Raw genomic sequence first — 14,756 nt, forward strand, 5'->3', positions numbered from 1 at the left:
TTTTAAGAGTCCTCCCGTTGCTTTGCTTTTGGAAGATACTCGTTTAGTAGTCTTTTGCCTGATTCGCCCATGTCCTGTAACATTTCTTCAACTAGCTGAAGACTAAGACAGGTGTCTCGCCATTTGTCTCCAGCTTGAGGAAGAATTTTAATAGTCATCAGTTATTATCAATTTTATCTTTTGGTCTAACACCAATATCAGTTATTAGTCTTCCACCGCCGATGATTTATGGGTGGTGCGTTAAAATAATTCGCAATGACGCTCGTTCGCCTTTGGCGTCTCCCCTTGGGAGATGACTTGCTACCGCAACGCTTACGTAATTCGTAAATTTTGTTTTGTGTTAGCGACGCGGAAAGCGAGTCTGCGAACGCGCAGAGCGTCTCGTAGTGAGCGTCCGGGGATTTAGACCCCGACCCAAAACGTTCTGCCCTTCAAAGGCTAGGAATTGGAAAATACACCCGGTAAAGGCTATCTATTTAGCTGGTTTGATTGGTTTTGTCTTTGGTATCCTCCAGGCTGGCTAATATTATTCAACCGTCATTGGCAGCACTATCACACCGATCCAGATGGTTGGAATTGGCTAGAATATGGATTATTTTTAATTCCTGGCGGATTTTACTTGGCGATGCTGAGTCGGTGGTTGCGTTTAGGTTTTCGCTCACCTCGAAAAGAAGTTGGTGAATTTGATCCCAAATATCAACAAGCTTTTCGCTCAGAAGTTCTCGGCCCCATCGTTAAACACTATTTTCAGGGAGAATTGCAACAAATCGAAAACTTGCCGCCAACAGGGCCATTGATTGTGGCAATGAATCACGCAGGGATGTGTTTTCCTTGGGACTTTTTGACTTTGGGTTATTTATTAAGTGAAACCAGAGGATGGGTGGTACAACCCGTAGCAAATCCAGTATTATTTGAGCATCCTTGGGTGATTTGGTGGCTACCACCTAAATGGTCGCAGGTTTTAGGTGGTGTGCGAGCAGAATTAGATAATTTTGAGGCAGCGATCGCACAAGCTAAAATTCTCTTATATGCACCTGAAGGTATCCGCGGCCCTCTGAAAGGTTGGAGAAGACGCTATCAACTAGAAAAATTTGATGTCAGCTTTATTCAGTTTAGCGATCGTTATCATATTCCCATTCTCCCAGTGATGTGTGTCGGTAGTGAATTTCTACATCCTTGGGCTGTTAATTTCACGAAATTACAACGACTAGTCAAATTACCATTTTTGCCTTTCTCACCTTTAATGTTTGTCTTGCTGCTGTTTCCCTCAATGGGAATTTGGGCAATGAGAACTCGTCTGCGTTACTTTATTGGCCCTTTAGAATCAGCAGAATTAGACAACCACTCAAACAAAGGGCGTGCAATAGTCTATCAACAGGCCCAACAATTACGAGAAAAACTGCAATTTAAAATTAATCAATTTTTAGGTACATCTTAATATTAGCTGAAATCAAAATAAAGCTGTTGTCTTGACTACAGTTTGTCTGTTTTAGGACTTACGCATTGACAAGGTTGCTAAGAAGTGCATTCAGGGAAAACAAGGAAATTTTCAGGCGATCGCTAATTAACAGAGGCACAGAAAGACCGATAATACCTATGCAGGACTTACGCAACCGGCATATTATTTGGAGTTTGTAGTGAGGACTTTAGTCCTCAAAATCAGGGCTTCAGCCCTGACTACAAACTAAAAGCTTTTATTTTTTGTGACACTTGCGTAAGTCCTATTAAAAACAATACAGTTCAGTTAAGCATTTCTTTCTTCTCTTTGCGTCCTTGCCGCCCTTCTCCCTTGGCGCTAGCCTCTCCCTTTGGGAGAAGGGGAGACGCACTCGCGTTTGCGGTTCGTTAAAAAAACTGACTTTTACTCAGAGTTTTAGCCTTAATTAAAAAAGAATATGGAAATCAAACAAATTTGTGTAATTGGGGCTAGAATTAGCGGTCTGGTGTCACTCCATTGAGGAAGCACCGAAACGATAGCCTTTACCGTAAACTGTATGAATCAGCGTAGTTTCTTTACCCACCTCAATCTTACGGCGTAGCAAGCGGATTAATGCGGCTATCACATTACTACTAGGTTGTTCTTCCTCTTGCCATAAAGTTTGCATAATTTGGCCATGAGTCAGCAGTTGTCCCGTGTGTTCCATAAAATATTGCAACAACTGGCTTTCTTTTTGCGAAAGCTCAATTATCCGTCCTTGGCGATAGGCTACTTGATTTTCACAATCGAGTTCTAAATCAGCGACAGTCAAGCGTCCGGTGGTGGTTTCATAGGTTTGGGAACCAGAACGACGCAACAAAGCACGGACTCTTGCTAGCAACTCCCGCAGTTCAAAAGGCTTAACTAAATAGTCATCAGCACCAGCATCTAAACCTTGTACCCGGTCATCGAGAGTATCTTTCGCTGTGAGAAACAGAACGGGAGTGGTTTTACCTTGGCGTCGCAATTGCTGACAAATCTCTAACCCCGTTTTTCCTGGCAGCATCCAATCTAAAATTAGTAAATCATAACTACCTCCTTGTGCGTGTTCGCTGCCACTTGTCCCATCGTAAGCGGCATCCACAGTGTAACCTTCACGAGTTAATAAGTGACTCAAGGGTTGAGTTAGTTCAACTTCATCATCAACTAATAAAATTCTCATACTGCTTATTTTGACATTATCAGGACTTACGCAAAATAATGAAAAAACGAACCGCAAACGCGAGTGCGTCTGCCCCTGGGAGAAGGACGCAAACGCGAGTGCGTCTCGTAAGAGTTGGACACAAAGGAATAAGAGTTTCAGAGAGTTATTGCGTAAGTCCTAATTAGTAAACTCAGCGAGTTCCTCACCAAACTCGCTGGTCTTCAAATCCGTGCGTGTGACTTCCACCAGACACGGCTCCAAAATGATGCTACATAGACTAATTTTTAAGTAAACAAAAGCGCGATCGCACAAGTAAAATCAGGCAATATCGGTGAATTCAATTCATCACCATTGAACAACGTAGCAACTAACTTTAAACTCGCTTGTTCGCGTCGATATACTTCCACCTGTTGCTTGCACCAATCCACAATCCAATATTCTCTGACACCTCTTGCTGAGTAAAGCTTAAGTTTTAGTTCTCTATCCCGCTTTTCATTTTCACTCCCAGCAGATAGTACTTCTACTACCAGTTCTGGCGCACCAGTTAAATGCCCCGCCTCATCTAAAAGTAGGGGTAATCTCTCATTGCTAGCCCAGACAACATCGGGAATTACATTATCATTGTCCCCAAAAATTATTCCTGGAGCAGTCACAACTTCTCCCAAACCGGTAGTCTGTGACCAAATATCCAAGGAAGTGCTAATTCTGACACAAGTTTTTTGATGATTCCAGTGAGGCGCCCTAGTCACAAACAATTCTCCGTCGATAATTTCATAGCGATTCCCGTTATCTGGAAACAACTCTAAGTCGGCGGTAGTCCAGCGCACTCTCTCAGATATCGGCTGGTTCATAAACCATCTTTGTTAGGGGATTTACCTATTTTAGCCTGAGTGTAAATGGGACATTATAGCGTTTTTTGTTTGTGACTATGAGGCAGCTCAAACTGTCTTCCTCGTTACTGGGCTGCTTTTATTTGCCACGGTTTACGGTGAGAAAATGATAGTATTGGGGTAATTACTCGCCTTGCTCATAAACCTGATTAGAATTTGGTAAGAATTTAGGATTCAGAGTTTGGTCTAAAGTGTATGGGCAGATTTCTGGAAAAACCTGCTCACCCAACTGAGTTCCTCGAATCGCTAAAGCCAAACCTAGTTCATAAACACTGAAGAAAACTTCATCAAGATAGGGTTTCAAACTAGGGCTATCTTGCATAAGCAGCTTAATTTGAATACGTTGCTCTCGAATTGTACCCAACCAGCTATTGCTACGTTTTTCTGGTTGAAATTGCCATTTCAGTAGGTGTCCTAACAAGACTCCCAGCCGATTTCTCAATTCTTGCCGTTCTCTTCTGCCCAAAGTTTCAATTTCTTCAATCAGGTTAACCGTATCTAATTGTTCCCACTCTTGAGTTTTGAGCAAGCTAACCTGTTCTTGCGTCCAAGCATAGAAATCTGTTTCATACAAGTGAGATGTGTACATCTTTTCAACGGTCATAATCGAAAGGCTCAGTGACCATTTTATTCTTCTACATCTGTCAGGTAACGTTTTACGCACTCTATACTTTGCACTGCGCTAGCTTTAGCATAAAAGCATCAAACTGATCACCTATAACCCAATACACTTGGGTTAAGCATTTCCTCCTTCTCCTTCTCTCTGTGTTCTCTGCGCCTCTGTGGTTCGTAAAAAAAAAGAGTTTCAGCCCTTTTGTGAACCGTATTGACCTATAACCCCTTTAATTTGCCATCCGTTAAAAGGAAGATGCCCCAAAGGAGCGGTTTTAAAATTTTGGTTTTCAGTACTCATAGAGTGAGAGTATACGGGAAAAATATTGGATGGTGCGATGCCTATGGCGGCAAGCTACGCACCATCCAACCTAAAATAATCTAATAACTAACTACTAATTCGCTACCTCAGCCACCTCAATAACCCGCCCTTCATAGTCCTTAACCAAAAAATTCAGGGGCTTTTGGTTGCGAATCTTGAATTTTAAACCGCGCGTTTCGACTCGCATTAAAATCATTTCCAGACAGTCGTGGTCAAAACAAACGTGGCGTTGCTGATTTTTGCTACCCAAACTCGCGCCAGTAATGATGTGTAGCTGGGTGTTTTTCTTCAATTGATACCACAGCCCATCGCTGGCATTATTCATCATTTTACTAGACAGGCTCGGCCCAGTAGACATATATAACGGATCAATGCCAGTTGCGCCTATAGTTTGTTCGTAATTGTAGTAGTAGTGCAATGGCACCTCAGCTGCTGGCAAATCTAGCAGCCCTTCATACAACTGTCGGGCAATCTCCAAATCTGACACCATGACAGTGTGTACTTTTGGGGCACTGGTGAGAAACATCCACATAGCACCAGCGTAAGCTGCCAAGAGCATCACCATAATGCCTTGGGTGGAGAGCAGGCTATCTAAGGGCAGGGAAGGCAGAAAGGAGCCTAAGGTAAGGGGACTGAGCAGGAACGATATCACACTAACTGCTATAACCATGAACAAATAAGGATTCTATAAGGGAGTTGATTTTATGATTGTCGATTAAGACTAAAATTAAGTCCTTGTTTCTAGTTTATCAATACTCAACTAGTCTGAGTCTGTCCTACAAACTGGGCAACACCAAGATATTATGCGATTAACTAGGGGAGTGCAATTCCCAAAACTATTTTAACAACTATCAATCGAAAGGCTTGTGCAAATTCCTCATTTTCCCGAAGCTAATCACCCCCTGGTGAAGTCGCTGTTCCATCACAGTGACCATGAATTACTGACTCTGTTTCAGCGCCATCCAGATGCCGGAAAGTACTTTACGGTGATTTTTTGCCGCTACAGCCCTATAGTGTATACCTTAATTCGGCATTCGGCGCGATCGCCTGTGCAGGCAGATTATCTGTTTGCCCTCACCTGGCGGCATATCTACTATGAACTCGGTGGACTAAATTTAACTGACTCTGAATCAGGTGAGTCAGCTTTAACCATGCAAAATTGGTTAATTAATATGACAGCTTTTTGTATTAATGAGATTAAGCTACCACCCACAGAAGCAATTCATTATTCTCTTCAAGCAACTTCACCGCCACTCTGGTGTTATGTAGAACAGGCGTTAGACCAACTACCACCAGTTTTGCGATTAATCGTCTTAATGGCTCAAACTTTCCACTGGAGTGAAACTAGAATCGCTGCCTATCTGCAAGCCGAAGGAGAAGCGATCACTCCAAGTGCTGTAGCCAATTTCCTCCAGGAAGGCTATCGTATGTTAGAGGACAAATTACCCACAGATATCTGCACCATTTACTTTGGGGAAGATTTTGCTCAACCATGACTTACGTACAAACGCGTATATTGTTTGTCTTATAATTTAAAAATTAAAACTTATTCTTAGACCTTCTACTTAAACCCGCAACTTTCCGGGTAATTTTTATGAAACAACGGCTTGTATTTCCCAGGCAAAAGATAGGCTTAATTTGTGTAGATCAGCGAGTGGGTTGCTCTGGTCAAGAGAGTTGTAGCGACTGGCGTGGGATTTTTCGTCCCCAGGTACTTTTGCACAGCTTTTTACTCTTCACTTTTTGGCTGAGTCCGATAGCGGCGGGTGCGGTTGATATTACGCAACAACTCCACCGCCCAATAAATAGTTCAGTTGGGCGAGAATCAAGAGATGAAGCAGATAGTTTGTTGCGTATCGGTGAACAACAATACACTTCAGGATATGCCGACAAAACAATTGCATCTTGCTTGCGGGCACTAGAACTATATCATTCAATTGGCGACTTGAAAGCGCAGGGTCTAACTTATAATTTGCTTGCTAAGGCTTATGTGCAGCTAGGTAGTTCAAAAGAGGCAGAAGATGCTTTCAGACGAGGATTAGCGATCGCTCGCGATACTAAAGACTTCCAAGCTGAGATTTTTGTGCTGAATAATATCGGTACATTTCTACTGCAACAAGGCGAATCTGCTGCTGCTGGTAAAACTGTTGAAGATGCACTCGCAATTGCTCACGGCGTCAAAAACATCGAAGGAGAAGGGCTATCTTTAAGTAATTTGGGTTTGGTAACTGCCAGGTTGGGAGATTATAACAAGGCGATTAAACTCTATGAAAATGCTTTAACTTTCCGTCGTCAGACTGGCGATGCCATCGGTGAAGCAAACACTTTGAATAATTTAGGTGATGCCTATCTAGCATCTGGAAATTATCAGGATACTATTGGCACTTACGGGGCAGCAATGCGCATAGCTAAAATTAACCGCGATCGCTTTAATGAATTACGGGCAATTGACGGTTTAGTTAAAGCTCACAGTGCTGTAGGACGCTACGAACGGGCCTTTGACTTACTAGAGCAACGTTTAAAACTCGCTAAAGAATTGCAAAATTTGCGAGAAGAATTAAAATCTTTTGAATCTTACGCTCAGGTATATAAGCAAAAAGGTAATTACCTAACTGCCCGCAATTTTTACGAAAGGGCAATTATACTGGCGCGGACATTGCAAGATAGCAAGCAAGAATTGCAATTGCTCGATCAGCTAACTAAAATGCTTCAGCAAAAGTAAAATTTAGATCATGTCCGGGTAATTATAGCGAACAAAGAAATGCTTAACTGAATTAGACATCTGGTGAAATTAAATATGCGTTACCCAGAACCCTTGTAGAGACGTAGCACTGCTACGTCTCTCTACATTCTTTTTCACTCCTATGTCTATTGTATTGCACTTTCACCTCTCTCCTTTTGGGAGAGAAGCTTTGAATATTACTCGTTAATTCAAGAACACTGAACCGTTTTGTTCAATTCTCATAGCACTTTTACCCTGCGCTGCATCGGTGGCTTCGTTAAATGTAACTTTTAAACTTCCTGACTCTGAAGAAGCTTGTGGAGTGACTATCAGCTGTCCGCCATCTTCTCGTTGGAATGTCACCGTTACCGGCGCCCTTAGACCTTGCAGTGTTACATCTGACTTACCTTGTAGCGATCGCGGTGCCGTATCGCCAATCACTTGGAAAGTTACATTCGCCGCAGTCTCATTCACCAACTTGATATTAACAATACCATTGGTCGGTGAGATCATAGCACTGGGGGTTTGCTGTGGTTGTAGCAGTGGTGGTTGGTCACTGGAAACCCCTCTTGGTGAGGGCTGTTGAGTTTGATCACCAGGAACTGGGCGTGGTGGTCTAGCACCTGGTTGTGGTGCTACGGGAGCCTGGGAGCGGTTATAGGGTGCTTCGCTAAAAATGCTGGGACTTGGGTTAACCTTGGGAGTAGATTCTTGTGCTACTGCTTGAGGAATTGCTGGCAGACTAATCAGTAATCCCCCAAAAATAGCGCCAAATAACTCAGCAGACTTGCGAAACTTTTGAGATTTCATATTCATTATTTACTCCTGGGAAAACATCAAATTGTTTTGTATTTTTTTAAACAGCAAATTTAATTAGGTTTATCTGTGATTTCTACATCTATTTTTAATTATCTACTCTGTTTTTTGTATCTAGCCAGAGAGTAGAAAATAATCTAAAATTAGACATAACTATTTCATTCATAAGGCTGAACAAGCTAAATCATTAGTAATAAATACCCTCTTAGCCAAAAAAAGTTGGTTATCTGATATCTTGCACCTACCCCATTTCCCGCCAGAGAATTAATTCTCTGGCTAATAGCACAAGTCAGTTAAAACTGACTCAAATACTGTGACAGTAAGATAAATCTTACTTGATAGCGGTTCTCGACAAGCGTGATACCAATTTAATATGAAGCTGCATAATAAAGAACCCCACCCTAACCCTCCCCGAAATCGGGGAGGGAACTAGATTTTCCCCTCTCCGCTTTTCGGGAAGGGGGTTAGGGGGTTAGGTCTATTACCTTAAGCTTCTTCCCAAAGCTGGCGAACTTTATCAGGTAGCCAGCTAGCAATTTCCTGAATTCGTTCTGGTGATAATTCGTCTTTAGTAGCAGAAAACACCGCCTTAACTACCTGTTCGCGTTCTACATTTGGTGGCATTCCACCTTCATTTGCCACCCGAAATAAAAAGCGATCGCTGTTAATTTTAAAGATCCCAGGGCCTTGCCAAGGTGGACGCACCCGACTTAAAAATCCGACAATTGGATTTGTATCGTGCCACAGGTCTGCAATATCCATTTGCAACGATTTATCATCGGTTATTTCTGCTGGTTTTTGCAGCTCCTCCTCAACCCGGTCAGCAGCTTCTGTAGTCATTAGGTCGCGCATCACCCGGAATACTACTTCGGTGATGTCCCTAGCATCGTAAATATCTGGCAAACCACTTTCAGCTTTGACTTTTTCTAAAAATGGTATATCTCTTTCTTTTATTTCACTGGAAGAAGTTGGCATTGAACCCTCCAAAATATTATTCATAGATGCATTTTTGCCAAAATAAAATAGCAGTATGTATAACTACTCAAGCAAAGAAGGAAGAGTAGAAATATCGAACTGTAGGAATTCAATAAATGGCTAAATATTGCAACTGTTGTTATATAAAGTAGTAAATTTATTGACTTTTCTACATCTATCACAGGAAACAAATATTTCTTGCCAAATTAAGACTCAAGAGTTACTGGTAAAGTGACAGTAAATGTGGTGCCAATGCCTTGGGTACTTTCGACTTGAATATGACCCTGATGATGTTCGACAATAGCTTGAGCGATCGCTAATCCTAATCCGGAACCAGTAGCGCTGGCTGTAGCTGTATTCCCAGCCCTATGAGTACGTGCCGGATCTACCCGATAAAAGCGGTCAAACAAGCGTGGTAGTGCTTCGGCTGGAATTCCCACTCCGGTGTCACTCACTTTAACTTGCAACTGGCCACTGGTGTAACGTAGTCCAGAAACGCGATTTATTCCCTCTATCCGCACCAATTCCACTTTCACCCGTCCACCGGCTGGAGTGTAATGCAAGGCGTTAGCAATTAAATTTGTAAACAGCCGCACCAGTTGATCCCAATTGCCCACAAGAGTAAACCAATTTTCCAGTAATTTGGGGCTAGTTTCCGATGCAGGAGGATCAACTAAGTCTAGAGAAAGAGCGATTTCTTTTTTAGGGACTAACAATTGTTGTTCTTCAACCACCTCCATCAGTAAAGCGTCGAGAGGACAAAGTGAAAAAGTACCTTTGCTAATACCACTATCCTGTCGTGCTAAGAACAGTAAGTCATTGACTAACTTACCTAAACGCTGTGTTAAGCGTTCCACCATCTTTAAGTGTTGCCGATACTGCAAAGAGGTAGTAGTTTCTACCTCTGCTAAATCTAAGTCAGCAAGGGCAACTTGCACATTGGTTTGAATCAAAGTAATGGGACTTCTAAGTTCGTGGGAAGCATCAGCAGTAAATTGTTTGAGGCGTTGGTAAGACTCGCCTACAGGTTCCATCGCTTTACCCGAAAGAAACCAGCCACTTGCACCCACGGAAAGCACCATTAACCCAATACCTAGCGCCAAATCAACAATTAATTGGCGACTGGGTTTAGTGACTTCAAACCAGGGATGACTAACACGCAAATATCCTAATACCTGCCGTCCGACTTCGACCCGTTGTGTGATTTGTCGTAATAAGAGTGGGGGGTCAGGAGTGGGGAATTGGGAATTTTCTTTCTCTTTCCTGACTACGCGCACAGTTTCACCAGTGCGGTTGGCATGAAGGGGAATATTTAGGGGTTCGGATAGCGTTGACCAAAGTAATTCGCCAGTGGGACTAAACCATTCTAGGTCGATGTGGTCATCTTCTACGGTGTCAGTATTGTTACGAAAACTGGCTTCTAAATTAATGCGAAATTGATCTGCATCAGCATTAATTGGCTCAAATATGAGCGTAGATGCACAACGGCTGTTTGTGACGCAACGCTCGACTATTTCTACTACATGACTAAGGGTATCATCAATCCGCTCAATTAGTGTAGTACGAACATATAAATAAACACCACTAGCAAATAGTAGTAGTAATACGGCAGTCACGGCTGTGTACCAAATTGCTAGACGGCGGCGAGTAGCCTGAAACATAGTTGTGAGTAAAACGACGCAAATAAAACTAACTGGCTAAGGCTGTCATTTGTCATTTGTCCTTCGTCATTTATAAGGGTTTAAGGTATGTTTACATTTAGTAATATAGCTTGGTTTATTCTTGCGGATTTACTTATAAATATTCGTGCTTATATTTAATTTTTGGAGATTTAAACGCAGAGGGACGCTGAGGAAAGCGCAGAGGTACGCAGAGTTTTTGGAGGAGGATTCCCTAGGAATTTGTTCGGATTCTGCACTTAGCAACTGTCCGTAGCGTCATTAGGAATTACAAGTTGTGGTATTAAACCTCTAGTAAAACGGCTTCCCGCAGGCTGCCAATTACATCATTTAGATTACCTGTATTTAGGCGGTAACTCAGAGGATGGGCAATCAACCGCGCTGTGCTTTTATACAGAGTGGCAATTTCAATCAAACCATTTTCGTGCAAAGTCCGCCCTGTGGAAACTAAATCAACGATCGCTTCTGACATTCCAGTAATTGGCCCTAGTTCCACTGAACCATATAATGGTACTATTTCCACTGGTAAGTCCAGGCTGTGGAAATATTCACGAGCGCAATTCACATATTTGGAAGCAACTCTACCATGCGTTGGTAAATCTAAAGGCGATCGGTAAGAACTGGATGCTTTTACTGCCACCGACATCCGACAATGCCCAAACTGCAAATCCACTAAGTGGGCAACTTGTGGCTGTTTCTCTCGCAGCACATCGTAACCAACAATACCCAGTTGTGCCTGACCATATTCTACATAAACGGGCACATCTTGCGCCCGCACTAGCAAACCTTTCGCTTGTCTGCTAGGGTCAGGAATTTGAAGTTGGCGAGTTCCTGAATCTAAAAAAGCACTAAAGTCTAATCCCGCAGCTTGTAGCAGGCGAATGCTATTTTTAAGTAGTTCGCCTTTTGGCAATGCAACAGTCAACATTCTTTTTATTGTTCCTACGAATCTGGATAAAATTTTTCAGGAAGCTGAACAAGGTGAATCCATATCTTGGCACAGCTTAACTATGCTGTAAAAACTCAACTTTGGGTAGCAATGGGTCAGTTACAATACCCACACCGCTAAAACCCCAACGTTTGAGCAAGTTTCCCAGCTGTGTACGCGCAATAGATTCGACAGCAAAGCGATTTGCTACTTCTGCCGCATGGGTGTTGAGATAGCTAAGGGCATCAAAGTTTTCCTGAAACAGTAACAAATAACCTGATGTTTCAGCGTCAGGACGAGCTACCAGATAATTACCGTCAGTTTTTGAGCGCACCAAGTAATATACTTCGGACAGCATGGAGATGAAGATGGGAGAGTTAAAGTTAAACCAATGACAAATGACAAATGACCAATGACAAATGACCAATGACAAATGACCAATGACCAATGACCAATGACCAATGACTAATTCAAATTTTCTAAGCGAATGCGTGGATCGGCGGATTTGAGCATTAAGTCGGCGATTAAATTGCCCACGATCAGTAATACTGCGCCCATTACCAAGCTTGCCATTAATAAATATAAATCTTGAGCTTGTAAAGCCTGTAGAGTCAACCTCCCTAAACCGGGCCAGTTGAAGAAAAATTCGGCGATGAAAGCACCACTTAATAAACCAGCTAATTCAAAACCCAATAAGGTAATTAAGGGATTTATCGCATTGCGGAGTGCATGAACGTAGATGACGCGGTTTTCTGGTAGACCTTTAGCACGAGCTGTTTGGATGTAATCTTGACGCAGCACATCCAATAATTCGCCGCGAGTGATGCGTTGTAAACCAGCAAAACTAGTAATTGAGAGGGCGATGGTGGGTAATATCATGTGCCAGCCGATATCTAAGATTCTGCCAAACCACGATAGTTCTGAGTGATTGATACTAGTCATACTACCTACTGGGAATAGCGGCGAGGTCATTTGGGCAAAAACCAGTAAGGCTAAGGCAGTGATGAAACTGGGAAAGCCTTGTCCAGCATAACTAATTACCTGTAAAATCCGATCTGCTGGCTTATTTTGTTTAACAGCAGCAAAGATCCCTAGAGGGATGGCGATCGCCCATGTGATAATTAAAGATGCGATCGCTAATAGTAAAGTCGCTGGCACCCGTTCCCACAACAGCGAGGATACGGAACGTTGATAAATAAAACTCGTGCCAAAATCCCCTTTTGTCAAGATCCGCCATAGCCACAGCCAAAATTGCTCTGGCCAAGACTTATCCAGACCAAACCTTCGCGTGGTTTCCTGAATTGTTTCTGGAGATATCTTCGGATTTTGCCGCAGCGTATCTACATAATCCCCAGGAGCGAGTTGAATAATGAAAAACGACAACGCTGCTGCCAATAGCAAAGTCAGCAGTGCCTGCAATAGCCGCTTTACCACATAAACAAAAGTTTCGCTCGTGACTAGCCTTATTAGCCAATTCCGACCTGTCTCCAAGGAAATTCTCGTAGATGTCATTTGTCTTTTATCCTTTGTCATTTGTCATTTGTCCTTTGTTATTTGTCACTTGTCCTTTGTTAATGACCAATGACTAATGACCAATGACAAATAACTAGTATTCAATTACAGAGATTATCGGCACGTCTGGCAGATATTTACGTCCTTGTAAATCCCGTAGCTCGATAATAAACCCAAACCCTACAAGTTCGCAGCCAATCTTCTGCACCAATTTTGCTGTCGCACTCGCAGTTCCACCGGTGGCAATCAAATCGTCTACAATCAAAACTCGGCTACCTGGGTGTAAAGCGTCTTGATGCACTTCTAGGCAGTCTGTACCATACTCTAGTTCATATTCAATGGAGTGAACGGCTGCTGGTAACTTACCTTTTTTGCGGACGGGAATAAAACCAGCTCCTAATTTATAAGCTAGAGGTGAACCAAAAATGAATCCCCTCGACTCCATACCAATGACATAATCGGCCCTTATGCCAGTTTCATCGCATTTTTGTGTTAAAAAGTCAATAGTGTAGCGCAGTCCCTCTGGATCGCGCAGCAACGTAGTAATATCCCGAAATAAAATTCCGGGTTTAGGGAAATCTGGAATGTCACGAACCAGAGACTTCAAATCCATAAAGTGGTTAGTAGGGAGTAGAGACGCGATTCATCGCGTCTGTGGGGAATGATGAATGAGGAATTGGGAATTGGGAGTGGGGGAGATGAATTAATAACCAATGCCCAATGCCCAATGTCTAATTTCAGATACCTGAAAAATCGTACACTATAATGTCATACGCTAGGGGTCGAGGCTGAAGCTCCGCCCTTGATTGACGATAATTAGAATCTAAATCAAGCTAGAAAAGGTGTTGCGCTCATAAATGAGGTGAATTAACTTATGTTTTAAAACTTTGATTTCAATATAGGGAAAACTTTGAGTAAGTAAGTCGGTGAGAATAAATCAAACTAGGTTAAGTAATGTAAAAAATCTTGATATTAGTTTGTAGTGAGGGCTTCAGCCCTCAAATGAGGACTAAAGTCCTCTCTACGAGACGCACTCGCGTTCACTACAAACCTTTAATTATTTACGCCGCTCTACTTAGAAAGAGTTAACTAATGTATATATCAGGTAGTCATACTACTGCCACAAGTCTAGTGTTCAAGTCTTGGCTACCGATCTTAAATTTGTTTTACCTAATCTGTTGGAACCGCATAAGGTATTTATAGAATGAATGTCTCAGCAAGTTTAACGCCGTTCAACAGTTCAACCCAAGAGTCACTGCCGATGGTTCTGGACACTTTACCAGATCCGGCGATCGCTTCCAAAACCTGTCCTCGAAGGACGCGGTTGCAAATTGACCTGATTTTATTGGCAATTGAAGCTTTAGAACTCGGTGGTTCAGAAGCAATCCTGGCTTTTGCTCAAGAGTTGGATCTCAAAGGAATTGTTAAAGACAGGGTGAATTTATGGCGAATGCGTAGCTCTAACCCGCTACGAAGAGCGCATATGCGCCGTCCCTTAACGATTATGGAAGCAAAAGCTTTGGTGGTCATAGCTTGCCACATAGCGCGGCGTTTAACTGTTCTCATCCACCAGCTACTAATGATATGTCAACAAATGGAAGAAAAACAGATTCCATTTGTTGACATATCATTAGTAGCTGGTGGATGAGAACAGTTAAAATGCGCTCTAAACCGCTCTA

15 protein-coding genes and 1 pseudogene are annotated in these 14,756 nt (G+C 42.5%); 4 read left to right on the forward strand and 12 right to left on the reverse strand.

What is annotated here, in order from left to right:
* Positions 1-2: 2 nt before the first annotated feature.
* Positions 3-158 carry a hypothetical protein gene (locus tag LC605_RS04345; protein WP_229546343.1) on the reverse strand — a complete coding sequence of 52 codons (156 nt, stop codon included), beginning with the start codon at positions 156-158 and terminating at the stop codon, positions 3-5.
* A gap of 287 nt (positions 159-445) precedes the next feature.
* Between LC605_RS04345 and LC605_RS04350 the strand changes: the two genes are divergently transcribed.
* Positions 446-1,438, forward strand: a complete 993-nt coding sequence (locus LC605_RS04350) for a 1-acyl-sn-glycerol-3-phosphate acyltransferase (protein WP_229546344.1) — start codon at positions 446-448, stop codon at positions 1,436-1,438.
* Between the two features lie 508 nt (positions 1,439-1,946).
* On the opposite strand, the gene rppA is transcribed toward LC605_RS04350, so the two are convergent.
* The 4 genes from rppA to LC605_RS04370 all read right to left on the reverse strand — a co-directional run bounded on the left by rppA (position 1,947) and on the right by LC605_RS04370 (position 5,115).
* Entirely contained in the window at positions 1,947-2,639 is a 693-nt protein-coding gene (gene rppA / locus LC605_RS04355) for a two-component system response regulator RppA (protein WP_229546345.1), read from the reverse strand.
* A gap of 266 nt (positions 2,640-2,905) precedes the next feature.
* On the reverse strand, positions 2,906-3,472 hold the full coding sequence (locus LC605_RS04360) for a Uma2 family endonuclease (RefSeq protein WP_229546346.1): 567 nt from the start codon (positions 3,470-3,472) through the stop codon (positions 2,906-2,908).
* 163 nt (positions 3,473-3,635) lie between these two features.
* Complete coding sequence (locus LC605_RS04365) at positions 3,636-4,100, reverse strand: DUF29 domain-containing protein (protein WP_229546359.1); 465 nt, start codon at positions 4,098-4,100, stop codon at positions 3,636-3,638.
* 418 nt (positions 4,101-4,518) lie between these two features.
* The gene (locus tag LC605_RS04370) at positions 4,519-5,115 is read right to left on the reverse strand and encodes a glyoxalase-like domain protein (protein WP_229546347.1); all 597 of its coding nucleotides are present in this window, start codon (positions 5,113-5,115) and stop codon (positions 4,519-4,521) included.
* Positions 5,116-5,311: 196 nt separating this feature from the next.
* On the opposite strand from LC605_RS04370, the gene LC605_RS04375 reads away from it, so the two are divergent.
* Entirely contained in the window at positions 5,312-5,941 is a 630-nt protein-coding gene (locus LC605_RS04375; RefSeq protein ID WP_229546348.1) for an RNA polymerase sigma factor, read from the forward strand.
* A 98-nt stretch (positions 5,942-6,039) separates the two neighbouring features.
* Entirely contained in the window at positions 6,040-7,167 is a 1,128-nt protein-coding gene (locus tag LC605_RS04380) for a tetratricopeptide repeat protein (protein WP_229546349.1), read from the forward strand.
* Between the two features lie 204 nt (positions 7,168-7,371).
* On the opposite strand, the gene LC605_RS04385 is transcribed toward LC605_RS04380, so the two are convergent.
* The 7 genes from LC605_RS04385 to LC605_RS04415 form a co-directional block, all read right to left on the reverse strand.
* Complete coding sequence (locus tag LC605_RS04385) at positions 7,372-7,983, reverse strand: hypothetical protein (protein ID WP_229546350.1); 612 nt, start codon at positions 7,981-7,983, stop codon at positions 7,372-7,374.
* A gap of 486 nt (positions 7,984-8,469) precedes the next feature.
* Positions 8,470-8,958, reverse strand: a complete 489-nt coding sequence (locus tag LC605_RS04390) for a DUF2267 domain-containing protein (RefSeq protein WP_229546360.1) — start codon at positions 8,956-8,958, stop codon at positions 8,470-8,472.
* 206 nt (positions 8,959-9,164) lie between these two features.
* Positions 9,165-10,619 carry a cell wall metabolism sensor histidine kinase WalK gene (locus LC605_RS04395; RefSeq protein ID WP_229546351.1) on the reverse strand — a complete coding sequence of 485 codons (1,455 nt, stop codon included), beginning with the start codon at positions 10,617-10,619 and terminating at the stop codon, positions 9,165-9,167.
* Between the two features lie 301 nt (positions 10,620-10,920).
* Complete coding sequence (hisG, locus tag LC605_RS04400) at positions 10,921-11,565, reverse strand: ATP phosphoribosyltransferase (RefSeq protein WP_229546352.1); 645 nt, start codon at positions 11,563-11,565, stop codon at positions 10,921-10,923.
* A 76-nt stretch (positions 11,566-11,641) separates the two neighbouring features.
* On the reverse strand, positions 11,642-11,923 hold the full coding sequence (locus LC605_RS04405; RefSeq protein WP_229546361.1) for a hypothetical protein: 282 nt from the start codon (positions 11,921-11,923) through the stop codon (positions 11,642-11,644).
* A 107-nt stretch (positions 11,924-12,030) separates the two neighbouring features.
* Positions 12,031-13,077, reverse strand: a complete 1,047-nt coding sequence (locus LC605_RS04410; RefSeq protein ID WP_229546362.1) for an ABC transporter permease — start codon at positions 13,075-13,077, stop codon at positions 12,031-12,033.
* Positions 13,078-13,171: 94 nt separating this feature from the next.
* Positions 13,172-13,690, reverse strand: a complete 519-nt coding sequence (locus LC605_RS04415) for an adenine phosphoribosyltransferase (protein ID WP_229546353.1) — start codon at positions 13,688-13,690, stop codon at positions 13,172-13,174.
* A 591-nt stretch (positions 13,691-14,281) separates the two neighbouring features.
* On the opposite strand from LC605_RS04415, the pseudogene LC605_RS04420 reads away from it, so the two are divergent.
* Positions 14,282-14,692 (forward strand): annotated as a pseudogene (locus LC605_RS04420) (DUF3038 domain-containing protein); the annotation flags it as partial.
* Between the last annotated feature and the right edge of the window lie 64 nt (positions 14,693-14,756).

It is taken from the genome of Nostoc sp. CHAB 5836 (genome assembly GCF_020829445.1).
GTDB lineage: Bacteria > Cyanobacteriota > Cyanobacteriia > Cyanobacteriales > Nostocaceae > Nostoc.

Excerpts from the sequence above, each read along its gene's own strand:
- LC605_RS04345 (WP_229546343.1), bottom strand. The coding sequence starts at position 158 with ATGACTATTAAAATTCTTCCTCAAGCTGGAGACAAATGGCGAGACACC.
- rppA (WP_229546345.1), bottom strand. The coding sequence starts at position 2,639 with ATGAGAATTTTATTAGTTGATGATGAAGTTGAACTAACTCAACCCTTG.
- LC605_RS04360 (WP_229546346.1), bottom strand. The coding sequence starts at position 3,472 with ATGAACCAGCCGATATCTGAGAGAGTGCGCTGGACTACCGCCGACTTA.
- LC605_RS04365 (WP_229546359.1), bottom strand. The coding sequence starts at position 4,100 with ATGTACACATCTCACTTGTATGAAACAGATTTCTATGCTTGGACGCAA.
- LC605_RS04370 (WP_229546347.1), bottom strand. The coding sequence starts at position 5,115 with ATGGTTATAGCAGTTAGTGTGATATCGTTCCTGCTCAGTCCCCTTACC.
- LC605_RS04380 (WP_229546349.1), top strand. The coding sequence starts at position 6,040 with ATGAAACAACGGCTTGTATTTCCCAGGCAAAAGATAGGCTTAATTTGT.
- LC605_RS04385 (WP_229546350.1), bottom strand. The coding sequence starts at position 7,983 with ATGAATATGAAATCTCAAAAGTTTCGCAAGTCTGCTGAGTTATTTGGC.
- LC605_RS04390 (WP_229546360.1), bottom strand. The coding sequence starts at position 8,958 with ATGCCAACTTCTTCCAGTGAAATAAAAGAAAGAGATATACCATTTTTA.
- LC605_RS04395 (WP_229546351.1), bottom strand. The coding sequence starts at position 10,619 with ATGTTTCAGGCTACTCGCCGCCGTCTAGCAATTTGGTACACAGCCGTG.
- hisG (WP_229546352.1), bottom strand. The coding sequence starts at position 11,565 with ATGTTGACTGTTGCATTGCCAAAAGGCGAACTACTTAAAAATAGCATT.
- LC605_RS04405 (WP_229546361.1), bottom strand. The coding sequence starts at position 11,923 with ATGCTGTCCGAAGTATATTACTTGGTGCGCTCAAAAACTGACGGTAAT.
- LC605_RS04410 (WP_229546362.1), bottom strand. The coding sequence starts at position 13,077 with ATGACATCTACGAGAATTTCCTTGGAGACAGGTCGGAATTGGCTAATA.
- LC605_RS04415 (WP_229546353.1), bottom strand. The coding sequence starts at position 13,690 with ATGGATTTGAAGTCTCTGGTTCGTGACATTCCAGATTTCCCTAAACCC.